The 23,700-nt window shown below is 35.0% G+C and carries 23 protein-coding genes; 11 read left to right on the top strand and 12 right to left on the bottom strand.

The genetic code is table 11. The annotated features are described in order from the left end of the window. Positions 1-263 precede the first annotated feature (263 nt). From SAGCYANO_RS38860 to SAGCYANO_RS46715, 4 genes are all read right to left on the bottom strand, one after another. Complete coding sequence (locus SAGCYANO_RS38860; protein ID WP_202224907.1) at positions 264-872, bottom strand: IS607 family transposase; 609 nt, start codon at positions 870-872, stop codon at positions 264-266. A gap of 1,083 nt (positions 873-1,955) precedes the next feature. Next, complete coding sequence (locus SAGCYANO_RS46725) at positions 1,956-2,177, bottom strand: transposase (RefSeq protein ID WP_237397118.1); 222 nt, start codon at positions 2,175-2,177, stop codon at positions 1,956-1,958. Positions 2,178-2,211: 34 nt separating this feature from the next. After that, positions 2,212-2,559, bottom strand: coding sequence for a hypothetical protein (locus SAGCYANO_RS46720; RefSeq protein ID WP_237397113.1), 348 nt, complete (start codon positions 2,557-2,559; stop codon positions 2,212-2,214). Between the two features lie 106 nt (positions 2,560-2,665). After that, entirely contained in the window at positions 2,666-2,803 is a 138-nt protein-coding gene (locus SAGCYANO_RS46715) for a helix-turn-helix domain-containing protein (protein ID WP_237397117.1), read from the bottom strand. Between the two features lie 142 nt (positions 2,804-2,945). On the opposite strand from SAGCYANO_RS46715, the gene SAGCYANO_RS38850 reads away from it, so the two are divergent. Then, positions 2,946-4,421 (top strand): alpha-amylase, encoded by a 1,476-nt coding sequence (locus SAGCYANO_RS38850; RefSeq protein WP_202224906.1) that lies wholly within the window; start codon positions 2,946-2,948, stop codon positions 4,419-4,421. Between the two features lie 204 nt (positions 4,422-4,625). Here the strand turns inward: SAGCYANO_RS38850 and SAGCYANO_RS46710 are convergent, their stop codons facing one another. Genes SAGCYANO_RS46710 through SAGCYANO_RS48590 form a run of 3 tightly spaced genes read right to left on the bottom strand, consistent with a single transcriptional unit; the run spans position 4,626 to position 6,791 of the window. Beyond that, positions 4,626-5,678: a GGDEF domain-containing protein gene (locus SAGCYANO_RS46710; protein ID WP_237397112.1), complete on the bottom strand. Its 1,053-nt coding sequence runs from the start codon at positions 5,676-5,678 to the stop codon at positions 4,626-4,628. Positions 5,679-5,688: 10 nt separating this feature from the next. After that, positions 5,689-6,147 carry a CHASE2 domain-containing protein gene (locus SAGCYANO_RS48595; protein ID WP_255502873.1) on the bottom strand — a complete coding sequence of 153 codons (459 nt, stop codon included), beginning with the start codon at positions 6,145-6,147 and terminating at the stop codon, positions 5,689-5,691. A gap of 29 nt (positions 6,148-6,176) precedes the next feature. Next, positions 6,177-6,791, bottom strand: coding sequence for a CHASE2 domain-containing protein (locus SAGCYANO_RS48590; protein ID WP_255502872.1), 615 nt, complete (start codon positions 6,789-6,791; stop codon positions 6,177-6,179). 1,818 nt (positions 6,792-8,609) lie between these two features. On the opposite strand from SAGCYANO_RS48590, the gene SAGCYANO_RS49755 reads away from it, so the two are divergent. Genes SAGCYANO_RS49755 through SAGCYANO_RS49735 form a run of 5 tightly spaced genes read left to right on the top strand, consistent with a single transcriptional unit; the run spans position 8,610 to position 9,838 of the window. Then, entirely contained in the window at positions 8,610-8,708 is a 99-nt protein-coding gene (locus SAGCYANO_RS49755; protein ID WP_307785931.1) for a helix-turn-helix domain-containing protein, read from the top strand. Further along, complete coding sequence (locus SAGCYANO_RS49750) at positions 8,683-9,123, top strand: hypothetical protein (RefSeq protein WP_307786295.1); 441 nt, start codon at positions 8,683-8,685, stop codon at positions 9,121-9,123. The genes SAGCYANO_RS49755 and SAGCYANO_RS49750 overlap by 26 nt, the downstream gene beginning before the upstream one ends. Positions 9,124-9,176: 53 nt before the next feature. Continuing rightward, positions 9,177-9,458 carry a transposase gene (locus tag SAGCYANO_RS49745; protein ID WP_307786296.1) on the top strand — a complete coding sequence of 94 codons (282 nt, stop codon included), beginning with the start codon at positions 9,177-9,179 and terminating at the stop codon, positions 9,456-9,458. Positions 9,459-9,471: 13 nt separating this feature from the next. After that, positions 9,472-9,594: a hypothetical protein gene (locus tag SAGCYANO_RS49740; RefSeq protein ID WP_307786294.1), complete on the top strand. Its 123-nt coding sequence runs from the start codon at positions 9,472-9,474 to the stop codon at positions 9,592-9,594. A gap of 58 nt (positions 9,595-9,652) precedes the next feature. Beyond that, a complete protein-coding gene (locus tag SAGCYANO_RS49735) occupies positions 9,653-9,838 on the top strand; it encodes a zinc ribbon domain-containing protein (protein ID WP_307786293.1) in 186 nt (61 codons plus the stop codon). 102 nt (positions 9,839-9,940) lie between these two features. On the opposite strand, the gene btpA is transcribed toward SAGCYANO_RS49735, so the two are convergent. Then, positions 9,941-10,810: a photosystem I biogenesis protein BtpA gene (btpA, locus tag SAGCYANO_RS38835; RefSeq protein ID WP_202224921.1), complete on the bottom strand. Its 870-nt coding sequence runs from the start codon at positions 10,808-10,810 to the stop codon at positions 9,941-9,943. A gap of 773 nt (positions 10,811-11,583) precedes the next feature. Here btpA and SAGCYANO_RS38830 point away from each other — a divergent pair. From SAGCYANO_RS38830 to SAGCYANO_RS38820, 3 genes are all read left to right on the top strand, one after another. Then, on the top strand, positions 11,584-12,516 hold the full coding sequence (locus tag SAGCYANO_RS38830; RefSeq protein WP_202224905.1) for an SGNH/GDSL hydrolase family protein: 933 nt from the start codon (positions 11,584-11,586) through the stop codon (positions 12,514-12,516). A 320-nt stretch (positions 12,517-12,836) separates the two neighbouring features. Then, complete coding sequence (locus tag SAGCYANO_RS38825; RefSeq protein WP_202224904.1) at positions 12,837-13,451, top strand: GUN4 domain-containing protein; 615 nt, start codon at positions 12,837-12,839, stop codon at positions 13,449-13,451. 1,095 nt (positions 13,452-14,546) lie between these two features. Next, positions 14,547-14,753, top strand: a complete 207-nt coding sequence (locus tag SAGCYANO_RS38820) for a hypothetical protein (RefSeq protein ID WP_237397111.1) — start codon at positions 14,547-14,549, stop codon at positions 14,751-14,753. Between the two features lie 546 nt (positions 14,754-15,299). Here the strand turns inward: SAGCYANO_RS38820 and SAGCYANO_RS48585 are convergent. Both SAGCYANO_RS48585 and SAGCYANO_RS48580 read right to left on the bottom strand, forming a co-directional pair. Next, a complete protein-coding gene (locus tag SAGCYANO_RS48585) occupies positions 15,300-15,899 on the bottom strand; it encodes an AI-2E family transporter (protein ID WP_255502871.1) in 600 nt (199 codons plus the stop codon). 31 nt (positions 15,900-15,930) lie between these two features. Continuing rightward, positions 15,931-16,353, bottom strand: coding sequence for an AI-2E family transporter (locus tag SAGCYANO_RS48580; protein ID WP_255502870.1), 423 nt, complete (start codon positions 16,351-16,353; stop codon positions 15,931-15,933). A 955-nt stretch (positions 16,354-17,308) separates the two neighbouring features. On the opposite strand from SAGCYANO_RS48580, the gene SAGCYANO_RS38810 reads away from it, so the two are divergent. Both SAGCYANO_RS38810 and SAGCYANO_RS38805 read left to right on the top strand, forming a co-directional pair. Continuing rightward, the gene (locus SAGCYANO_RS38810) at positions 17,309-18,604 is read left to right on the top strand and encodes a dipeptidase (protein ID WP_202224903.1); all 1,296 of its coding nucleotides are present in this window, start codon (positions 17,309-17,311) and stop codon (positions 18,602-18,604) included. A gap of 682 nt (positions 18,605-19,286) precedes the next feature. Then, entirely contained in the window at positions 19,287-20,195 is a 909-nt protein-coding gene (locus SAGCYANO_RS38805; RefSeq protein WP_202224902.1) for an AEC family transporter, read from the top strand. A gap of 586 nt (positions 20,196-20,781) precedes the next feature. Here SAGCYANO_RS38805 and SAGCYANO_RS38800 read toward each other — a convergent pair. Both SAGCYANO_RS38800 and SAGCYANO_RS38795 read right to left on the bottom strand, forming a co-directional pair. After that, the gene (locus SAGCYANO_RS38800; protein ID WP_202224901.1) at positions 20,782-21,174 is read right to left on the bottom strand and encodes an STAS/SEC14 domain-containing protein; all 393 of its coding nucleotides are present in this window, start codon (positions 21,172-21,174) and stop codon (positions 20,782-20,784) included. A 507-nt stretch (positions 21,175-21,681) separates the two neighbouring features. Continuing rightward, positions 21,682-23,406, bottom strand: a complete 1,725-nt coding sequence (locus SAGCYANO_RS38795) for an ABC transporter ATP-binding protein (protein WP_202224900.1) — start codon at positions 23,404-23,406, stop codon at positions 21,682-21,684. Positions 23,407-23,700: the final 294 nt, after the last annotated feature.

The following is a 23,700-nucleotide window of genomic DNA, read 5'->3' as shown; positions in this document are numbered from 1 at the left end:
GAAGCCCATGCCGTCAGGCTATATGGCCATTTGCTGACGCAAAGCTGCCGAATGGCACCCGTACAGAAGTTATTGTTGTAACGGGGATTTGAGCAAGGAGCCAAAAATATTTCGCCTTAAAAGACGGGGTTGCGCGACCCACTACTCCCTCTTTGAAAGGAGATTTCGATTTATTTATAAGAATTTTACGTTCTCAACGTGGAACGGGGTTCTATTGCGCTACCCGAGGGGAAATGATACTCGAAGTTTAGTCTTGATTAATTTCATTTCAATTGGTCAGCTACCTCTTTTAATTGTTGGACAATTTGCTGATTTTTGCTGCTTCTTGAACCATAAAGTCTGGCAGAAAAAGCTGTAATTATTTCTATAACATCTGGTGCTAAGACTTCCTCAAAGGTAGAATCCTCAGAACGATTAATAATAACTACTTCTGTAGCAAATATTTCACACAAAGTAAATATTAAGTCACTACCAAATCTCAGTAATCTGTCTTTATGAGTTAAAACTAATCGTTCTACTTGCTCTGAACAAATTAATTTGATTAACTTAATCAGTCCTTTTTTGCGATAGTTTAAACCACTACCCAGGTCTGATATAACTTCAAATGACCAACCTTGTTTAGCACAGTAAGCTTGTAAAACTATTTTTTGGCGCTCTAACTCATCTTTTTGCTCATGACTACTGACTCTAGCATAGGCAACGGTCAAAGAATTATCTTGTTTATTACCTATCAAGTCAGTGATAGTAAAACGACGATGACCGCCTTCGGTACGGATTGATTTGATCCGTCCTTCAGTATCCCATCGTCTAATTGTTTTTGTTGACACTCCTAGCAGTTTTGCTGCTTCAGATACCGTTAATAAATTAGACATAAATCTATTATATCACAATAAATATCTAATAATATCTAACTTTTTCAAGTTATTGGTTCAGGACTTACGCAAATTCATCTTGAAAACCTTATATGTAGGGGCGAATGGCATTGGCTAGCGCCAAGCTCCGCTAACGCCCTCACTTGATTTAGTGTCCGTGCGTAAGTCCTGTGGTTGTGCAGAGCGCGTAATGTGTGGGATAAGTAAGGTTGGCAAAAGTGCGAATCTAATCTAAAAGCACTGATATATAAAGCTTGAGCGCATTTTGATCGCGAAAAAAGTGCAAATATTTAAGCTTCTTGGACCAAAAAGTTAGGAAAAGATACAGGTAGAATTATTCCTCCTACTTTCTCAGCTCTCCCCACCCTCCCCACATTCCCCTCCTGGGAGGGTTAGGGTGGGTCCACCCTCCCCACACGAACCACACTTTCTTGACGCACAACTAAGTTATTTTAATACTGTTGTTAACCGTTCCCAGAAATCTACAAAAATCTCATAAAATCTATGATTATCTGATTTTTAGTCTATTTCTGTTCCCTATTGCTGGTAACGTCGGCGCCTGTCCAGTCCACAAGCTGTCACGGTCGTTTGCTTTGCAACGCTGACGCGAAACGCGCTAGCGTTGCGGAGCAAACTGACCGCCTGAGCTAAATTTAATGCTGCATTTCCTACGGAATGCTACGCAAACAAGTCTCGTTCGCGCTAGCGTTGCGGAGCAATCACAACTAAAATTGCAGTGTTCGCAATTTGATTACGCGCTCTGATAACAACAGAGACTCTTTTACAGTTCCACACCTACTGCAGGTTTTAGAACTGGGAAACCATCTATCAACGATGATTAACTCAGCAACCTAATAATTTACATTTGTACTCTAACTGTCTTCTGAACTCGTAAAAACCCATGTCAGCAACTGCCTTCGTAGGGGCGTTAACGATAGTTATGCGCAAGCTTTCGGCCGTTTGCTGACGCATAGCTGACGAATGGCGCCCCTACTTATGATTTGCCATCATTCCTGATACATTAAGGTCTTCACCCACCCTCTAGCTCCCCTCCCGGGAGGGGATGGGGGTGGGTTGTGGTTTTTAGCCAAGTAAGTAGGCGCGTTTATGCAATGTATCTCTTCTGATGTTAGCTATCCTGTTGTGTAACTGAGCTATCTTCAGTTGAGCCTTTTTCCAGTTATTAGAGAATTTAGTTTTGTGTCTGTTTAAATATTGCAGTTGAGAGAGTTTAGCTTCTAACTTTTTGTAAGATTTAGCTCCAGGGAATACCTCACCAGTGGATAACGTAGCTAGAGATTTTATACCTAAATCTACACCAACTACATCTACTGATTTCTCAGTAATTTGAGATTCTGTTTCTCAGAGCGAAACTGACAAACCATCTATCAGCTTTTTTAGTTATAGTTACAGATTTAGGAGTTACATTATCTGGCAGTATTTCATAAGTTTTAATCCATCCAATTCGGGGCAGTTTTATATGAAACACACCTACTGATATTGAACCATCTAAAGTGTTTGCGTAGCATTCCGCAGGAAAACTATCGTCTTTACCTTTTTTCTTAAATTTAGGTTGACCAGACACTTTACTAAAGCAACGCTTCCAAGCATTTGATAAATACCTCAAAGCGTATTGAGGCGCTGTTTTAGATACTTCATAATACCAGGAGTTTTTGGGTCTAACCATTGCTATCAAAAGCTTATGCAGGTCGATTGCGGTAGGAAATTTCAGTTTACTACCAGGATTATTAGAATTGTGATTAAGAATGTTCCTCGTTAACCATAGTCCACAATTATAGGCATGGCGTTAGCGTTTGCGGTAGCATTCCGATAGGAAAGCTTTGCGCCAGCAAACTACAAAGCGCGTGTTTAGCCAGCAATGTTTTTTGCTGGTTATTCGGATGTAGTTCAGTTTTAAATCCTAGTAGCATCAAATCAAATATAGATAATTGCAGATTATAGTAGATAATCATAGATTATGTCAAGCTGTTAATTACCCCCAACAACACAACTATTGCTTCACCCACACTAAACAGCCATAATAATAATTAGCAACTCTGAGGATTTCCGAAAATGGCAGAAATTAACGGCGTAATGATGCAATATTTCCACTGGTATATTGACCCAAATTTGATTCTGTGGAATCAAGTGGCAACTAAGGCCCAAGAATTAGCAGATGCAGGATTTACCGCGATGTGGCTACCACCAGCTTATAAAGGTATAGGCGGCACTTATGATGTGGGATATGGGGTTTACGATATGTATGACCTGGGGGAATTTGACCAACAAGGTACTGTTAGGACAAAATATGGCGATCGCCAACAATATCTAGATGCCATTCAAGCTTTACATAATGTTGGTATCCAAGTCTATGCTGATGGAGTTCTCAATCACCGCATGGGTGCTGATAGAACTGAAATTGTCAAAGCAACTCCTTTTGCCAAAAATAACCGTATTTATCCCAAGGGAGGAATGCGTGAAGTTAAAGCTTATACTCATTTCGCGTTTCCCGGTCGGCAAAAAAAGTATTCTGACTTCGAGTGGCATTGGTGGCATTTTGATGCAGTTGATTATGATGACTACAGCAAAGAGCAAAATACAATTTATTTATTTGAAAGGAAAAGCTTTGATGATTATGTAGCGTTAGAAAATGGCAACTACGCTTATCTGATGGGATGTGATATTGATTTCCAGAGTAGAGAAGTTCGCGATGAAGTGATACGTTGGGGTAAATGGTATCTGGAAACTACTGGGGTTGATGGTTTTCGACTTGATGCTATTAAACATATTTCTTCTTGGTTTTTTCCTTTTTGGATCGATCTATTAGAGGAGTATTTTCAGAAAGATTTATTTATGGTGGGTGAATATTGGTTCAACGATATTAATACCCTGCACTGGTATATCAATTCAGTTCGTGGCAAAATGTCTGTGTTTGATGTTCCCCTACATTACAACTTTTACTATGCGAGTAAGTCGAGCGGACATTATGATATGCGCTATATTCTCAATGGTACTTTGATGCAGGAACGTCCAATTAATGCTGTAACTTTTGTGGAAAACCATGACTCACAACCTTTACAAGCATTGGAAGCTCCTGTTGAATCTTGGTTCAAACCTTTAGCTTATGCCATTATTTTGTTACGTAGTGAAGGATACCCTTGTGTTTTTTATGCTGACTATTATGGTACAGAGTATGAAGACTATGGAAAAGATGGTAACCGTTACCAGATTTTCTTACCATCCCACCGTTGGATAATTGATAAGTTACTTTTTGCCCGCAAATACTATGCTTATGGTGAGCAATATGATTATTTCGATCATTATAATACTGTTGGTTGGACTCGTTTGGGTAATGAGGAACACCCGAAAGCAATGGCTGTAATTATGAGCGATAGCTATCCAGGTTACAAGTGGATGAAAGTGGGTCAGGCAAATGCTAAGTTTTATGACCTCACGGAGCATATTCAGGAACCCATTTGTACTAACGAGTCTGGTTGGGCTAAATTTCGATGTAATGGCGGGTCAGTTTCTGTTTGGTTACAAGAATAATTAGTTATCGTCAGGACTCAGGAGGCAGGAAACAGGAGTCAGGAGGAGAGAGAATCACAAATACTTAGGGCTTGCTGAAAAAGACCTTCTGCCTGAGCAACATTTGGTAGACCGAGGATATACTTCAGCCGAATTGTTAACCAACTCAGAGCGTGATTTCCAAGTCAGTAATATATTCCTGGGTAAAATTATCGTTGTTCCTATCTATCGTTGTTTCTTCTGCTGTTTCTTGTCTTCGTACATAGCAGTATCAGCGTGATGAATTAGTTGGTCAATGTCTCTACCATCAAGAGGATATAGACTAATACCAATACTGGTTCCCACTGGCACAATATGATCTTCTAATTGAAAAGGTTTATTAATTGTATTGCGAATTTTGTCAGCTACTCTAGAAGCTCCTAGTTGTCCTGGTATACCTGGTAAAATCACAGTAAACTCATCACCTCCAAGCCGGGACACTGTATCACTTCCTCTTAAGCACCCTTGTAATCTTTGTGCTACTAATTTTAATAGTAAGTCTCCTATGTTATGACCCAGGGTATCATTAACAGCTTTAAATCCATTGAGGTCTAGAAATAGTAAACCAACCATTTGTTCATTCATATTTGCCCACTCAATAGCTTGACTTAAACGCTCATGAAATTGCTTACGATTAGGTAATCCGGTGAGGGGATCGTGATTAGCCTGATGATGTAAAGAATCTCCTAAAAGTTTGAGTTTGTCATTATCTATCTTTAATCTTGTTGCTGTTTCCTTCAGATTTTCCTCAATTTTTTTTCGTTCAGTAATATCTCTAATTACTCCTACTAAAAATAAATTTCCTGCTGCATCTTGATGAAGAGTTCTTTTCGTCGCAACTATATGAGTCATTCCACGAGCATCTGTAAAATATTCTTCATTTTCTTGCTGTTGATTTGTGTGAAATACTAACTCATCTTGTTGCCAAAATATATTAGCTTCATTTTGAGGAAATAATTCGTAGTCTGTTTTGATAAGTAGATCGTCTACAGAATAACCAATAAATTTACCATAAGCTTCATTCAAAACAATGCGGCGATGATATTTATCTTTGACAAATATAGGGTCAGGAATTGCATTAATAACTGACTGTAAAAATTCTGTGGATTTTTGCCATTCTTCTTTTAAGTGAGCAAGATGAAACATAATCATAACAGCAGAACTACTAAGGGCAAATATTGAGGGAATTATCGGAAACCACCAACCACTATCAACAAAGACAATATAAGAAAATCCCATCAAACTAATACTAATAAATAATATCGTGATAATTGATTTTTGGTAATAATAATTGCCAACTTAGGTTAGCACCTATGTAAGAAAAAGTAATAATCAATAACCATTCTATAGGTTCAGGAAAAACTTTAATATTAACTCTACCATCCAGTGCTGAACTCAAAATTTGACTCAAAAAATTAGCTTGTAATTCTACCCCAGATACTTCTTTGGGAGCATTAAATAAACTACTACTGTAAGAATTTCTATGAAAATCTTTAACGCTAGTTGCAGTATAACCAATGAGAATTATTCGGTCTTTAAATAAGTTTGGAGTTATGTTTCCAGATAGTAAATCATTCATGGAAACTATATGAAAACTATCTGATATTTTTCTGGGGTTTGCTAAAATTTGATAGCCACCTGCATCAACTCTAATATAAGCTCCATCATTTCTTTTCAAACGGTGAAATACAGCTAGACCTAATTGCAAATCGTTAGCTTTATTGCCTGCTTTTGGCTCTATTCCTTCTTTTTTAAATAATTTAAAGCGAGCTTAAGTGGAAAACTTTTCCGAAAGTTGCCATCTTCTAAGTGCATATAGAGGAAGCCACGGCGAATTTTTCCATCAGCATCTGTTAGTATATTATTAAATCCTACTTCTTGTTTTTGAACCAAAATTTCAGGTGCTTTGATTCCTAAACTATCTTTTATTCCTATTCTCTCAATACCAACTATATTAGGAATATTTTCTAGAGCTGTTACGAAATTTTGATAGCCAGGTTCTCTAGGAAAATCACGATATATATCTAGGCCAATAGCACGAGGTTGAAGATAGTGTAATTTTTGTAGTATTTCAGCCATCGATTGATCGTTTATAGGATAGCCATACTTTTGTATATCTGATTCATCAATTCCTACAATTACTATGCGTGGATCTAATGGTTCTCCTGGACGTAAGCGAAAAAAATAATCGTAAAGTGTCCATTCCCAAGATTGCAAAAGACCTAATGAGCGTAAAAGTATTACGATACCTGCTGAGGTTGAAGCTGTTAGTAATAATCGACGGTTTTCTATTAGCCAGTGTTTAATATTCTTGAGAATGGTATTTTGATGTGTACCGAAAAGTTTGAACATCTGTATGTAATATAAATAAAAAAATAACATATGTATTATCTGTTGAAAAGTTCCTAAGCATTAGTTTAGGGAACAGGGAAAAAGGTAAAATTTTGACATCATTTTAATTTCATTGTTTTACTGCTTTATTTTCAATGGGTATATTGATTTTGATACTATATAAAGCTTATTTATTAAACTTTATGAGGCTTTAATAATTCTCAAAACCATGATTAGTCAAAGTTTTAAATTTATTTAACAAGCCCGCTCCAAGAATAAACTAGCTGTCTATCCAGACAGTTAAGGATTATTATCTATTCACCTTATATTATAGCCTATCAGTATTTACAACAAATCTTCTCTGTTTGATTTCGGCAGAGTAACAATATATATTTACTATTATCTTAATATTATAGTTTTTACTGCTTACTTGAGTTGATGCTCAAAATCTAGTTTTTAAAACTTTACAGAATTATTAATTATTAATAATTAGTAATTAAATAATTCTGGTTTAAAGCCTCCCTTTTAAGGGGAAAAGCGGTCGTAGCGCAGCTTCCCGTAGGGTGGGATGGCGCCATTCGGAGCGGCTCTGTCAAGAGCGGGTCCCCTCGCCATATCCAATCGACCAAGAGAAGAAATAATATTTCCTTATATTCAATTCCGTAGCGGTTTTAACCAGAGATAATTATCAATTATCCATTATCAATTAATGAATTCCCCGATCGTTAGACAAAATTTTTATCTGCTCTAAAGTCTGTAGTATGAATAAAAGTTGCTATTGATTTGTCTGCTACAATAGGCGTTAATATTGAAAGTTTTTTTGTTAAAAATTGCATTTTTTTGCAATGAGGCGAGAAAATCTTGCTTACTTTTTAGTATATATTTCTCTTAAGTAATGAGCTGATTTTAGATGTGCAACTTCAGATTTATTACTGTATAAATAGTTTGAAGAGATGAATAGATTACCTAAAAATAATGGGTTGTACGTCAAGAAAGTGTGGTTCCTGTGGGGAGGGTGGACCCATCCCTAACCCTCCCAGGAGGGGAATGTGGGGAGGGTGGGGAGAGCTGAGAAAGTAGGAGGAATAATTGGTAGTGCGTCAAAGAAGTGTGGGGAGGGTGGGGACCAACCCCTCGCCCCTCCCCCGACCGTGGAGGGGAATGTGAGAAGCGTGGGAAGACGCTCGAAAGTAGGAGGAATAATTGTACCTGTATCTTTTTGGAAAGTGTCTCTCACCCGTCCTAACTTTTTAGTCTTAAAGGCTGAAAAATTTGCACCCCCTTCGCGACAAAAATGCGCTAAGGCTTTATATATCAGTGCTTTTAGATTATATAGGCCTGCCCTACTTACTTATCCCACACTTTACGCTCTGCACAACCAAATAATGTAGCAGCGACACATTAAAATATATAACTTCACTAATTTCAATAGTAGTATTCAGCCGTCAGCTAGCCTCATAAGGTCGGAACTGCGGACTTCAGTCAGCCTCCTGCGGAGGAACTGCGGACTTCAGCTATTGCTTTTAATTTTAGATAAAAGCTTTACTAATTGAGTCATAATTTATACTTACTATAAAAGCTGGCGCTCAACAGTCTATATTCATTAAAATCCCCTTTTCCCTTAATCATATTGCTATATTAACTGTGAACTTATGGCTCATAACAAATGAATGATAATTTGACGATAGTTAAATAGACTCTCCAGTACACTTATGGTGGCGATCGCCACCATAATTTGACCGAAAAATTGTGTTTCAAGCCTCGCCCTTCTAGGGCGACTTTTTAGTTGATTTTTGTTGATAAGTATGTTACCATATTGTTAGGAGCAAAAGTCAGGTTATGAAATCTAGATTTAAGTATCGTATCTATCCAACATCAGGACAAAAGTACCGATTAGCCAAGCTATTTGGCTGTGTTTGCTGTCGCAACACTTCGTGAACGTGTTGTTTGGAATGATAGTCTAGCTTGCTGCCAAGAAAAGTATAAATTAGGACAGAAGAAGCCAACTAACTCCGAGCTACAAAAACTGTTTATTACTCAAGCCAAAAAGACTGAAGATAGAGAGTGGTTATCGGAAGTTTCTAATATACCACTACAACAATCTTTAAATGATTTAAACCAAGCTTATCAAAACTTTTTTAAATCAACTAAAGGTCAACACAAAGGTAGAACTATAAAGCCTCCTAAGTTCAAAACTAGAAAGTCAAAGCAAACTGCTAGGTTTAGAAAAGGTGGTTTTAAAGTTGGTCAGCATAAAGTTTATTTAGCTAAAATTGGGAAACTAAAAATAGTTTCGCCCGTGACAGTTACCTGCTACTCCATCATCAGTAACAGTAATCAAAGATTCAGCTAATAGATATTTCTTAAGTTTTGTAGTAGAAATACAACCAGAAACCTTACCTAAAACTGATAATTCAGTTTTGTTTAGATTTAGGTATCAAAACCTTTGCTACATTTAGTGACGGTACAAAGGTTGATGCTCCTAAGCCACTGAAAAAACGAATTAAGAAGTATCGAAAGTTAAGCAAATCATTATCTAAGAAAACTACAGGTACAAATCGTTATGAAAAAGCCAGATTGAGAGTTGCTAAATTTCATGCCAAGTTAAAAGATACCAGAACAGATTTTCTACATAAATTATCTACTGAAATTATTAACGAAAACCAAGTAATAGTTTTAGAAGTATGACAATGTTTCTGGAATGATGAAAAATCGCAAATTATCCAGAACAATTTCTGATTTAGGTTGGAGAACATTCAGGACTTTTTTAGAAGGAAAAGCAGAAAAATATGGTCGCGATTTCAGAATAATTAGTCGCCCTTGAGCCAACATCCCAAGTTTGCTCAAATTGTGGCTTTAAAGGTGGGAAGCTAGACCTGAAGGTGCGAGAATGGGAGTGCCTAAACTGTGGTGCAAAACATGATAGAGACGAGAATGCAGCAATAAATATATTAGTCGCGGGCGGGCAGTCCGAGACACTAAACGGACGTGGAGGCAAGCGTAAGACTACCGCGAAGGCAGCAGCAGTCAATGAAACGTCAACTCGCCGAGGAGCTACGGCTCGGTAGGAATCCCCGTGCCTTCAGGCCGGGGAGGATGTCAATAGACCACCGCTTCATCCATAAGTTAGAGTTTCAGTGAATCATAATTTACATTTATATTTTTGATTCCTAATTTTTTAGAGGAGAAGGCAAATTATTAGTTTCTTTTTGCCAATTTTCATTATCTTGTTTCTGATTTGACAAACTTCGCTGAGTAGCTTCCACAAACTGACTCACGCGAATAGGGTCTATTGGCTGCTCAATTTGGCCATGTCGCTTCAACGAGCTAGAGACAATAACACCGTCTACAGCCGGCATCAAAGTAGAAATATTGTTCAAGTTAGCACCACTGCCAATAAATATAGGTGTATCTGATGCTGCTGCACTAGCTAATTTTAAATCTTCCAATGTAGGGGGACTTCCCGTAGCCCAACCGGAGAGAATTATCCCATCAGCTAGACCACGTTCAATAGTTTCTTGGACAACTGTAGTTAAATTGGGTTCGCCCAATGGTTGGGCGTGTTTGACTAGAACATCTGCAAAGATTTTGACATCACTACCCAATTCTCGACGATAGCGTAAAAGTTGATGTGCTTTTCCTTCAATTAACCCTTGATCCGTAGACATAACTCCGGTTAGGACATTAACACGAATAAATTGGGCTTGCACACAGGAAGCGATCGCCATCGCACTTTGGCCATCGTTACGCAAAACGTTGATTCCAATTGGTAGGGAAACCAAGTTCATAATCTTTTGTACTAATAATGTCATGGCACTAACTACGGCCGGGTCAACTTGGTCTTTGACAAAAGGAGCATCAAAAAAGTTTTCTACGATAATGCCATCTACGCCACCTGATGCAAGGGCTGTGGCTTCTCTTTCTGCTCTACTAATAATAGCTTGGAGGTCGCCTCCCCAACGGGGTGAGGTTGGCAGAGGCTGTAAATGTACTACCCCAATGATTGGATGTCTGGTTTTAAATATTTGCTTTAAGTCCACGGGTTTACCTGAAACCACGGTTATTTGGCAATAACATAACAGAATTTACATGAGAAATTATGGCCTAGAATATATCTATTATCTAGACTCTGCTACTATATTGTCAATTGTTGGTCATCATCATTTTAAAACTTTTTATGGTAACAGAGAAGAAGAAAAAATGAATACATAAGAATAAGATAACTGCTATATTGTATCCTTTTAAGGAATATCTCAATTCTCACATCTGATTCGGTGATTGCTATATCCATAATAAATTTAATTTTAGTTGTAATTTTTGTGGATTTTGGAACTTATAGGATATTTTGATCGGCAGGAATTTTAGCAATTTTTACTTGATTTTATTCATTATTTATAGAAATAAAATTAATTAGTAAATAATAATGTATTTCATTAATGGAGCATGGAGCATGGATAATTACCTCTCCCTAAAAGGGAGAGGATTGACTAAAAGGAAAAAAATTATTTTTTTCCCCTTGAAAGGGAAGGCTAATAAAGCCGAATTATTTAATTATTAATTATTAATTATTAATTATTCGGTAATTTATAAGCTCTGATTTATCTGGTAAATATTAAGAGGATAAATGCTTTACAGTGTAAGGGTTTTGCACTATATATATATGCCTCCAAGGGCATAATTTTCTACAAACCTTACTAGAAATAGGTTTAAATTCAGTTGATAAATCAACTCTTTTAAAAAAATATTTACTAGCCTCAAGACTACAGGCCAAATCATTGAAAATAAAATTGATTAATTAATTTAATTTAGATTAGTGAAAATTCTACTTATAATTTCAGCACTTATACTTGGGTTATTGGGAATATTGGAAATAGGACTCCGAGTTATAGTGGGTTTTGGTAATCCTCTCACTTATATTGCAGATAATCAAATTGGTTATCTCTTAGCACCAAATCAAAATGTTAGTCGCTTTGGAAATCGCATAAAAATCAATCAGTATTCTATGCGGTCAAAACCAATAGAGGAGTCAAAAGAAAATACTACATTGAGAATATTTCTAGTAGGGGACTCTGTAGCTAATGGTAATTGGTGGACTGACCAAAATGATACAGTTTCCGCAATTATAGAGAATTCTTTAAGTGAAAAATTAGGTAAAGATAAAATCGTTGAAGTTCTTAATGCCTCAGCTAATTCTTGGGGTCCGAGAAATGAATTGGCTTATCTAGAAAAGTTTGGTTTGTTTAATTCTCAAATAGTAATATTACTCATTAATACTGATGATTTATTTGCTAAAGCACCTAGTTCATTAGTAGTAGGACTAGACCGGAATTATCCAGATAAAAAACCTCCTTCAGCTATTGCAGAATTGATAAATCGTTATTTTTTAAAAGCTCCAAAAGTTCCTGAAATTAAAGAAGAAGGCGACCGGGTTGGTTTTAATTTAGTGGCAATTAAAAAAATTCATGAATTGGTTAATCAAAACAATGCTAAATTCATTCTAGCAATGACTCCTTTACTACGGGAAGTAGGTGAACCTGGACCCCGCGATTATGAAATTAAAACTCGTAAACGTTTAGCAGAATTTACTCAGGCAGAGAATATTTTATTTCTAGATTTACTGCCTATCTTTAAATCTGTCTCAGAATCAGATAGTTTATATCGAGACCATATTCATTTAAGTCCTAAAGGTAATCTAGTTATTAGTGAAGTAATTAGTAAATCAATTCTAGAGCAGAATCAATTATAGAAATCTGTGGAGAATCTTTCAAAAGTTCAAGACTATCAAATAATAAAGTCACAAACTATTACCGAATAATTAAGGTTTAAAGCTTCTCTTTTAAAGGAGAAAAAAGTGGTCGTTTTGCTACGCAACATATAAAGCGGAGCTTCCCATAGGGTGGGATGGCGGACTACGTTTGCGATAGTATTCTGTAAGGAAAAGCGACTCTCTCAAGAGCGGGTCTCCAATCGACTAAGATAAGAAAAAAATTTTCCCTACTGCATCAATCTTCTTCTCAAGGAGATGTATTTGTTAATTATTAATTATTAATTATTATAGGAGTAATTATGGCTAACGAAATAGAGTATAAAGAGAACGATAAATCTACTACTTCCTCTGATGAATATTTCTCATCACAACAGAATTCAAGGGAATTAGAATTATCAGAAAGAGTGGCTCAATTAGAAGAAAAATTAGACCAAGCACTAATGTTAATTTCTGATATTTACCGCTATGGCAAATTGAGAGATTTACTATCCGCAGGAAAATGGAAAGAAGCAGACCAAGAAACTGCAAAAGTCATGTTAGAAATATCTGGTCAAACTGACAAAGAAAAACTGACTCCTGATGATGTTATCAAATTTCCATGTAGCGTAATAAATTTAATCGACCAGCTTTGGACTAATTATAGTAAAGGTCATTTTGGCTTTAGTATACAAAAGAAAATCTATGAAAGTATGGGAGGAACTTATGATATTTCTAATATAGATATGAAAGTTTTGAATAAGACTTGTGAACGACTGGGATTGCTGTTAAATAATAAATGGATACCTTATGAAAAACTGAATTTTAGTCTAGAAGCACCTAAAGGTTGTTTTCCTGTTGCTTGGTGGGACTCTCCTTATGGAGCTAAACTAGCAGTATACTTTTTAGCCAGACTTAATGCCTGTAACATTGATTGAATTTTGATTAATTTTTTTACTTTTAATATTTGAAAATAGTCGAAATTATGCTAGAAAAAAATATAAAATGTAAGCATTTCCTGCGGAATGCGGAGCTAACAGCTATTAGCAGTCAGCTCGAGGGCAATAAAAATGAATGAAGCAAGTATTTGCTTAACTTCTACTGCATTTTTGAACAAAGAATTGAAGCACAAGAACAACGAGCTTAAATTGTCCACTAAAGGTAATAAAGCTGATAACGCAGTTCTGACCATAGAAGGCTAGCTGACCGCTGACCGCTGACCGCTGAATGCTTACTATAAAACTTTTATCTGGGATGTGGAGACCAAGTACTATGAAAAAGGTCTGGAGGTTCTAGGGAATAGTACAAGGAGGAAAAACAGCATTAAATGTTAGCAAGCACAAGGATATCTGTTCATTAATTGATAATTGATAATGGATAATTACCTCTGGTTAAAACCGCTACGGAATTGAATATAAGGAAATATTATTTCTTCTCTTGGTCGATTGGATATGGCGAGGAGACCCGCTCTTGACAGAGCCGCTCCGAATGGCGCCATCCCTCGACCGCTTTTTCCCCGATCAAGGGGAGGCTTTAAGGCGCGAATTATTTAATTATTAATTATTAATTATTAATAATTCGGTAATCCTTCGAGGCGCTTTTTTTATCAGAAAAAGCCTCAATCTAGCTTAATATATCATACCAAATCCAGTTATTATGCATCACTTTTTTCGCCCTTTATCTCTAATCCTTCTTTCTTACCTTCATAAATATTAGTTCTATCTATCGCCGGATTGAGTATCAAATAAAAATGCCATATAAGTGTTTTTATCTAGGATTTTAAGACCAAGCACTATGAAAAAGGGAATAGGGGTAGTTAAGGAAGGAAAACAATATTAAAATCAGTAAATACAAGGAGATAAGGTACTAAATTTAACACTTTTTTATAAGAAAAAAGACAAAAACTCCATCTATATTTATATCTCAAATAAAAACACTATATAATATATCAACAATTTTAATTTCAATTATGGAGGTTAATTAGTAATGGAAGAAAAACAATTAATTTAAAGTTAGTAATATTTTCTGGCTTGATGATGGCTTTGATCGGCTCAGTAATTGGATTAGCTGCTGCTGAGATGAGTAAAAGTCGTTATCAATGTTGTAATTTTACGAAAGTAGATAAAGGTTATAGCAGTGCAAAAGCACCTCGTACTTATGCAACAGTAGGTGCAATTATGGGATTTGTTATAGGGTCAATTCAAGAAACTGTACGATCTTTAAAACCAGAAGATGAGTAAACAATTAATAATTAATAATTAATAATTAATAATTAATAATTAACAATTACATTTTTCATCAGAGAATGAACCACAAGAACGACGAGTTTGAGTTCAATTCATGCAATTATGTGGCGGAAAATAGTAGATGTTTATCAAGAGCTGATAACTGACTGCTGAATGCTTACGATTTCTATTAGACATCTCCAAAAATAAAAATAAAATTAATTATCGTACAGAAATTATCAGTTATTTCCCCCTATTCCCTATTCCCTCTTTTCTGGAGATGTCTATTAATTAGGGCTTGCTGATTAAATCTAAAAGTATTTACAGATAAAGGTTTTAGCCTTTTTGGGGCCTTTAAAAAGTGCCTGGTATCACGTCTAAAACCCTCATCCATGGAGCGTATTTTAGGCGCATAGTTGGGCAGAAAAATCATTCTTACAATTCTTACTCCTACCTCCTCGCTCGTAACCATTTCCCCTGTCTTCCCTCCCCTCGACGGTCGGGGAGGGGCGAGGGGTGGGTTGTCTCCTACCCTCACCCATAAGACTTTTTCAGCAAACCCTAATTATCAACTGTGGAAATAGTCTCAGTGGATAAAGAATTTTTCCAAGGGTCTAAGATATCTTTAAATAATGTTTCCTCTATCCAAGTTTTAGCTACTACTGTTAAAGGTAAAGCTAAAATTAGACCTAAAATTCCAAAAAATGTAGTGAAGAAAATTTGAGATGCTAGAGTAACAGCAGGTAAAAGAGAAACTTGTTTTGCCATAACAATTGGGCTTAACCAATAACTTTCAAGATTCTGAATAATAAGATATAAAATTCCCACGGCAACTATTTTCCAAGGAGCATCTAATAGAGCAATCATAATAGGAAAAACTACACTCGTAGTCGGACCAATATTAGGAATAAAATTGAGTAAACCTGCCAACAAAGCGTGAGCCAAAACTAAATCAATTTGTAACGCCCATAAACCAAGACCACTAAGGGTACTAACAAAAATAGAATTAATTACTATTCCACCAAACCAATTTCCTAGAGCTACCTCGCACTTTGATAGAATTTCATCTGCACGTCGTCGATAAAAGGAAGGAAATAAAAGTAATCCTACTTGTCGATAAGCTTGAGTATTAACTAAAAACATTATTGTTAATACGAACACTAAAAGTACTTGCAAGAAGACTATAAAAGTATTAGAAAAATCTTAAAAAGTTGCTAAATAACTGAGTACTTAATAATTGTGTTTGTACAAGCATATCAGTTGCACTAGGTGGAGGAGGAAATAAATCAGGTTGTTGTCTATATAGTTGTACAAGTTGAGAGCGAACTTCTGTAAAAACATCAGGTATTAAGGCAAGCAATTTTTGAAACTGGGTAGTAAAAGGCGGTACAATTAGCAACAAAAATAGCAGAATAATTAATGTGGCTAAACTCAGAGTGACAATTACAGCTAAGTTTCTTTTAATACCCCATCTATTGAATTTTTGCACCAATCTATTTAAAGCAGTTGCCAGAACTATTGCAGCAAATACTAATAGTACGAGTTGTCTAATTTCCCAAAGAATATATAGAGAAATAAGCAAACTAAAAAAGCCTAACCATTGACCAAAATTCATATTTTTTTTGTTTTGGAGTTGTTGGAGTTACGAGTACTGTAAAAATTTCAAGTTAAGGAATAAACCATTAAATTTTATCCGTTGTTTGTTTTCTGCTTTTGTCTTCCAAGTAAGTGTCTCAACTTATCAATATAATTTTTTTCAAGGACTACCTTGACTCTGGCAGTTCAAGAAAGTATCTTAATCTAGCTATTATTATAAAGCTGAAAAGACAAAACTTGAGAAAATTCTAGTAGTAAGAATAGAGTAGTTAGATTCAGAATAGTTGGAACGTCGATACTTTGAAACTTATCTCTAAATAGTAAATATTTTGATGATTTTCTTAACTTTCTATCCTTATACTAATTCTCAAAAGTCTTGCTATACAATTTTATTTGCTAGAGTAAATACTTGATATTCAGTAACTGTAGTTATTTTTCCCAGCTATAAAATATAGCATTACTTTTTAAAGATGGTATTGGTATAACACATACCGCTTTTTTTTAGATATATAGCCAATATGAATTAGATTTGGCATTATTTATTTTAAATATCAAGTTGGACTTTATAGCATTTCTCCGTAAGCATGAGGTAAACTTGTATTTTTACTCCCTATTACCTGTTCCCTAAAACCTAGAATTTTGTATCTAAGCACTATGGGAATTGCTATATAGAGAATTGTTATAAAATCAAGAGAGTATATTTTTTTAGTAGTTCTAAAATAGTAAGGATATCAGAACTATTCAGTGACTCTGATATTCCCTATTCCTGATTACTGGGAGCTTCATAAGAGATAAGTTCCCTGTTTGCTAATACTTATCATTACTTGTTTACCAAATAATCAAGGTCTAAAACCTCCCCTTGTAAGGAGGAAAAAGAAAAAAACATTTCGGTCAATCATCTTATTGTAAGGATAGTTAATTATTAATTATTGAAGCCTACTTTTTTGCCATCCTAATTTTGAGGTGTAATCTAGATGAATTTATCAAAAAATCCAGTCTTATCATTGTCAATAATTCTACTTTCTTTAACAGTACATGGATGTACTATCTCTAACAAAAAATTACCACCATCCCCTGAAGCAACTCAAGAGCAGCAACAAAAAGTATTAACTCCTGAAGAAATACACGAAAAAGTTTTAACAATTGACAGTCATATTGATTGGCCTTATCGTCAATTTTTATATCCTGATTTTCAACCTAATATCAGACATCAACCAGGAAAATTAGATAGTGGTAAATGGGATATTGTTAGGATGGAAGAAGGTGGATTAGATGCTGTCTTTATGTCAATATTTACTCCTCAAAGAGAACGCGATAGTCAAGGGCACAAACAGGCAAAAGCAAAAGCCATTAAAATGATTGAAATTACCAAAAAGATGGCAGAAGAAAATTCAGATAAAGTTGAAATAGCATTAAATCCAGAGGATGCTGAACGCCTGGATAAAATGGGGAAAATAGCAATATTTATGAGTATGGAAAATGGCTATCCTATTGGTAAAAATATTAGTAATGTGAAATTTTTCTACGACCAAGGTATTAGATATATAACAATAACTCATTCCAAAAATAATGAACTAGCCGATTCTTCTACCGATAAAAAACAAGAATGGAATGGATTAAGTGATTTCGGAGAAAAAGTTGTCAAAGAAATGAATCGTTTGGGTATTATGGTTGACATTTCTCACGTCCATGATGATACATTCTGGGATGTAATTAGAGTAACAAAAGCACCAATAATTGCATCTCATTCTAGTGCTAGGTCACTAGAAAATCATCCTCGAAATATGAGTGATGAAATGTTAAAAGCTGTTAAAGAAAATGGTGGGGTTGTACAGGTTTGTATTTTTGATACCTATATAAAAAAACTACCCCAGACAGCAGAAAGAAAAAAAGCAATGAAAACAATTGAAAAAGAAATAATTGCCTTGAGAAAGGGAAAACTCAGCCGAGCAAAAATAGAGGCACTCAAAGAAAAATATCATCAAATTAATCAGAAATATCCTAAAAATAAACCCACTGTTGCTGATGTAGTAGACCATATAGATTATATGGTAAAAGTTATGGGTATCAATCATGTTGGCATTGGTTCAGATTTAGATGGCGGTGGTGGAGTTAGAGGAATGAATGATGTTTCAGAAATGCCAAATATTACAAAAGAATTAGTAGCACGGGGATATACTGAAGAGGAGATTCAAAAAATTTGGGGTGGAAACTTAATGAGAGTTTTTAGTGAAGTACAAAAAGTGGCGACAGAAATTCAGAACCAATAAATATCTGGAAAATAACTTTTTCATTAATTGATAATTGATAATGGATAATTGATAATTACCTCTGGTTAAAACTGTTACGGAATTGAATATAAGGAAATATTATTTCTTCTCTTGGTCGATTGGATATGGTTAGGAAACCCATCCATCCCACCCTTCGGGAAGCTGCGCTAACTACCGCTTTTTTTCCTTAAAAGGGGAGGCTTTAAACCAGAATTATTTATTTCATTAATTGATAATTGATAATGAATAATTGATAATTACCTCTGATTAAAACTGTTACGGAATTGAATATAAGGAAATATTATTTCTTCTCTTGGTCGATTGGATATGGCGAGGAGACCTCGCCATCCCTCGACCGCTTTTTTTTCCTTAAAAGGGGGAGGCTTTAAACTAGAATTATTTAATTAGAGTTTGCTGATTAAATATAAAAGTATTTACAGATAAAGGTAAGTGCCTTTTTAAGTATCAAAAATTGCGAGGTTTTAGATGGTAATGGTTCAATTAGGAGCGGATTTTAGTCAAGAGTTGAGCAGAAAAATTATTCTTACAATTCTTACTTCTACCTCCTCACTCATTCCCATTTCACCTGTCACCTGTCTCCTACCCCTACTAAAAGACTTTTGAGCGCAAACCCTAATTATTAATTATTCGGTAAAATGATTGACTCATATTTTTTTCAACTATGATTGAGATTTTATTTTCGGTTGTATCTGCTGTTTTGCCAGTGGGATGTATTGTTTTAATTGGTTTTATATTTGCCAAAAAATTTTCCATTGATGAACCCACACTTTCTCGACTAGCTTTATATGTGTTATTTCCGGCATTACTAACAGATATAATGTATCGGACTACTATTAGTATTGAAGAAGCAATTGAAATGTTTGTAGCTTTTGGGCTAACTTATATTTTACTCTGTTTAATAGCTTGGGGAATAGGATGGAAATTAGGTTTTTCTGTGCCTGTACAAAAGAGTTTAGTAGCAACAACAGCTTTACCAAATGCTGGAAATATGGGTCTTTCTGTAACTTTATTTGCATTAGGAGAAGCTGGGTTAGAAAGGGCGGTAATATATTTAATATCCTTTAATTTAATCGTACTAGGTACAATGCCTGCAATTCTCAGAGGAGGAGGTATTTGGTCTTCTATTATTTTTACTCTCAAATTACCCATAATTTGGGGAATGATTTTGGGTTTAATTTTAAACTCATTTGATATTCAACTACCTCTAAAACTTGATGATGGTTTACATCTTTTGAGAGAAGCTGCAATTCCAATTTCTTTGTTATTAATGGGAATACAAATAGCCAATAATCGTTTTCAACCTAGTAATTATGAACTGGGTGCTAGTTTAATGCGTTTATTAGGAGGAGCGATAGTTGCTTATTTAGTTGGTAAATTTATGGGTTTAGAGATGCTTGATTTACAAGTGTTAGTTTTAGAAAGTGCCATGCCAAGTGCTTTAGTATCTTTTATTATAGTTAATGAATTTGGTGGGGATGCACCACGAACTTCTAGAGTTGTAGTAATTTCAACATTGTTGTCTTTTTTAACTTTGCCTTTAGTTTTATGGGCTATTGGTGCAACATCTTGATGTTATGCTAATTAGGGTTTGCTGAAAAAGTCTTTTTGTTGAGGTAGGGAGTAGGGAGTAGGGAGTAGGGAGTAGGGAATAAAAAAGAAGAAGAACAACTCTACTTCAGTAACTTGAGAAATGCTATAGCGTTAGTATTGCTAACATTAGACTATATCTAGTAGACCTCTCCAAAAATTAATCTCAAATTTAAACTTACTAGCCAAAAACTTAGTTTCCGGAAATGTCTAGTGGAAAAATCTTCATTTTGTGTAAATACTTTTACAACTAGATTAATTAAAATTATATAGTCGCTCTATCTAAACTTTGACAAAATTTGGCATAATATTATGTCCGGTTGATTACTTATAAATAAAATGACGGAGGAGTCAGGAGTCAGGAGGGAAGAAAAAAACAAGAAGCAAGAAATAAGAGGAGGAAAAGGAGAAAGTTTTTTTTATCACTAATTATCCGGACATGATATAAGAAATTTGGCATAATTTTTCAGTAAACTGATGAAAAATTAAGACAGGTGAATTTATCCCCTGTCTTAACAATTTTTGCTTCCCAACGTTGACGTTTTTCATGTCACGGAGCAAAACAGAATTTACGCGACTTGAGTCCGTGGAGTGTCAGTTATTATCCATTCTAAAGCCTGGTCTTTTTCTGACCAAGAAAAACATTTTGCCTCTAGATGGGTTATATTACTAAAAATTTTATTACCAGCAATAGTCAATTTATTTACCCAAGCTGCGTCACATACAACTGCTTTTTTATCAAAATATTTCAGATGTCCTAGACCAAATTTTAAATCTTCCCATAAAGCTTCCGCAGATATTCCTTGAAAACTTTTAACTTCAATATAAACTCGTAATTTAGGTTGAGATTTTAATCTTTCTTCAACTAAATTTTTGATTTTTTCAATGTCACTTATTTCAATTTTGCCATCAATACTAAGACCAATGATGTTCTGATTTGCTAGAGGTATAATTTCCATCATAGTATTTTTCTCCTTCTGAGATACTTCTAATCTTAATCTGCTATTTTTTGGTAGAGCTTCCCCAGATTTTTTATCTCTTGATACAGTAATTATGATTCCTCTATTTCCTTGATTTTTACCTATTAATTGAAGGGTATAAACCCATATATTTTTCTCTAAGAAATTGATATACTCAGATTACTTCGTCTATTGCTAATTATTAAGTTTTATTAGCTTTAACTTTAAACTTGAAAGTAACAGGCATCGACCTAATACTTACTCTTACCCTATAACCTAAATTTAACGCAAGTAGATTAAAACTGCCACCAAAGAAGTTTATTTGTTTACATTTATTAAAACAAGGAGGTCGCTTTTTATCCCCTTGCTGAAAAAGAAAATTCAGCATTTCTAGCCTCCCTATTCCATGAGGTAATGATAATTGAAATGACCCATGAGAATTCACACTCTCAATACTGAAAGAGGTAATTCTAAATTCTAAATTCTAAATTCTAAATTCTTGAAAAGATATTAACTAAACTGTTGCTGATAAAAACGAGCGTAAAGCGTACCTTTCTCCAATAATTCTGAGTGAGTTCCTGATTCTAATATTTCACCATTTTCCATAACCAAAATCCGATTAGCACGACGTACCGTAGCTAGTCTATGAGCAATAATAAATACCGTTCTTCCTTGCATCAATCTTTCTAACGCTTCTTGTACTAAAAATTCAGATTCAGAGTCAAGAGAAGAAGTAGCTTCATCTAATATTAATATCTTCGGGTCTTCTAATATTGCACGAGCGATCGCTATTCTTTGTCTTTGTCCTCCAGATAAATTAAAACCCCTTTCTCCGACCCAAGTTTGATAACCTTTTGGCAGCTTAGTAATAAACTGATGAGCATTAGCAACCTTAGCTGCTTTTTTTACTGCATCAATATTATAATCTAGCTGACCAAAAGCAATATTTTGCGAGATAGTTCCTGAAAATAAAATTACTTCTTGAGGTACAATTCCAATTTGTCTTCTGAGACTTGTAAGAGTAACATCCTTAATATTTATATCGTCAATTAATATTTCCCCTGACTGAACATCATAAAATCTAGGTAACAAATTTGCCAGCGTAGTTTTACCTGCTCCAGAAGCTCCTACCAAAGCAATTATTTCTCCTGAATTTACCAACAAATTTAGATTTGTTAAAACCTTTTTTTCTAACTGATAAGAAAAACATACATTTTTATATTCTACCTTTCCCACTACCGGAGGAAGAACAATAGCATCTGACTTTTCTGTAACTTGAGGTTGAATATTTAAAAGTTCAAAAATCCGGTCACAAGACGCTTCTCCTTGTTTAAACTCACCATAATTACTTGTTGTTAAAGAAATCGGATCGATTAACAAAGCCACACCTGTTAAATAACTAATAAAACCTTCTCCAGACAAGTTTCCTTCAGATATTTGCCACGCCCCCAAAAAAAATAAAAAAGCCACACTCATTGCTTCCAAAAAACCCACCACTACAAACTGAAGTGCTTTGACCTTTTCTGCCATGTATTTTGCTTGTCGATTTTGTTCAGCTTCCACAGAAAATATAGCAATTTGATATTCCTCAGCAGCAAAAGCTTGTACTATTCTAATACCACTAAATACCTCCGTTATTAAAGCCGATAAATTAGAAGTCCGATTTTGACTTTGGTGGGAAAAAGAAAGTAATAATTCTCCAAACCAACCTATTAACAACGCCATTAACGGTGCAACTACCAAAGTCGCAACAGTTAATTGCCAGTTAAGATAAGTCATGTAACCAAGCACAACTATCAACTGTAAAATACAAGGAACAAATTGGTGAAAAAATTTATTTACAACCTCTCCAGTACGGTCAATATCTTCTGTCAGTCGATAAGAAAGGTCTCCTGTTTTTGACTTTTCAAAGTAACTAATATTGAGTTTTTGTAAATGAGAATAAACTTCCTTCCGCAAGTCTAAAGCAATAGTAAAAGCAGCTTTTGCCATTAAGGTATCTTGACCATACTGTACCACTCCTTTAATCAGGAAAATAATAGCTGCAAGACCTGCTAGTTGAGCGATCGCCCCTACATCTCCCCTACCAATATGACCTGCCATTTCACCCAATAGCCATGCTAAAATCGGCCAAAAAATTGTAAAGGCCAATGTACAACCTAATGCTTTGACAATGGTAGGCCAATGGTCATAGATATAGGGTAAAAGCTTCCAATAATTGGATCTAGGTTTCAAGAAATCAAACTTAATATTGTGTTTCAAAATATGAGATTTCTATAATTAATGAAAAAAACTTGCTTTTAGTTGTTTAGCTATGATAGAAACATTTTAAGTCAAGTCTTAGGCAAAATTTGGTTTAGTATAGAAGTCCATTTATTCTGTGTAGAGGCCAGACAAGTTTTTTTGACAATTTGACCTGAATAACTTAATTTTATGTGATAACATACATATGCCAATTTAAACCTTATTATAAAAGTTTTGGCATAGTAAGGTTCGTGCATCTAGCCAACCCCAAAAACAACTGTTACC

This window comes from Okeania sp. KiyG1 (assembly GCF_014132355.1).
Lineage (GTDB): Bacteria > Cyanobacteriota > Cyanobacteriia > Cyanobacteriales > Microcoleaceae > Okeania.
This window is presented reverse-complemented; position numbering and strand designations above follow the sequence as displayed.

Coding starts and splice junctions, on each gene's coding strand:
- SAGCYANO_RS38860 (WP_202224907.1), bottom strand. CDS start 872: ATGTCTAATTTATTAACGGTATCTGAAGCAGCAAAACTGCTAGGAGTG.
- SAGCYANO_RS46720 (WP_237397113.1), bottom strand. CDS start 2,559: ATGGTTAGACCCAAAAACTCCTGGTATTATGAAGTATCTAAAACAGCG.
- SAGCYANO_RS46715 (WP_237397117.1), bottom strand. CDS start 2,803: ATGCTACTAGGATTTAAAACTGAACTACATCCGAATAACCAGCAAAAA.
- SAGCYANO_RS38850 (WP_202224906.1), top strand. CDS start 2,946: ATGGCAGAAATTAACGGCGTAATGATGCAATATTTCCACTGGTATATT.
- SAGCYANO_RS46710 (WP_237397112.1), bottom strand. CDS start 5,678: ATGGGATTTTCTTATATTGTCTTTGTTGATAGTGGTTGGTGGTTTCCG.
- SAGCYANO_RS48590 (WP_255502872.1), bottom strand. CDS start 6,791: ATGTTCAAACTTTTCGGTACACATCAAAATACCATTCTCAAGAATATT.
- SAGCYANO_RS49755 (WP_307785931.1), top strand. CDS start 8,610: ATGAAATCTAGATTTAAGTATCGTATCTATCCAACATCAGGACAAAAG.
- SAGCYANO_RS49740 (WP_307786294.1), top strand. CDS start 9,472: ATGATGAAAAATCGCAAATTATCCAGAACAATTTCTGATTTAGGTTGG.
- SAGCYANO_RS38825 (WP_202224904.1), top strand. CDS start 12,837: ATGGCTAACGAAATAGAGTATAAAGAGAACGATAAATCTACTACTTCC.
- SAGCYANO_RS38820 (WP_237397111.1), top strand. CDS start 14,547: ATGATGGCTTTGATCGGCTCAGTAATTGGATTAGCTGCTGCTGAGATG.
- SAGCYANO_RS48580 (WP_255502870.1), bottom strand. CDS start 16,353: ATGAATTTTGGTCAATGGTTAGGCTTTTTTAGTTTGCTTATTTCTCTA.
- SAGCYANO_RS38810 (WP_202224903.1), top strand. CDS start 17,309: ATGAATTTATCAAAAAATCCAGTCTTATCATTGTCAATAATTCTACTT.
- SAGCYANO_RS38805 (WP_202224902.1), top strand. CDS start 19,287: ATGATTGAGATTTTATTTTCGGTTGTATCTGCTGTTTTGCCAGTGGGA.
- SAGCYANO_RS38800 (WP_202224901.1), bottom strand. CDS start 21,174: ATGATGGAAATTATACCTCTAGCAAATCAGAACATCATTGGTCTTAGT.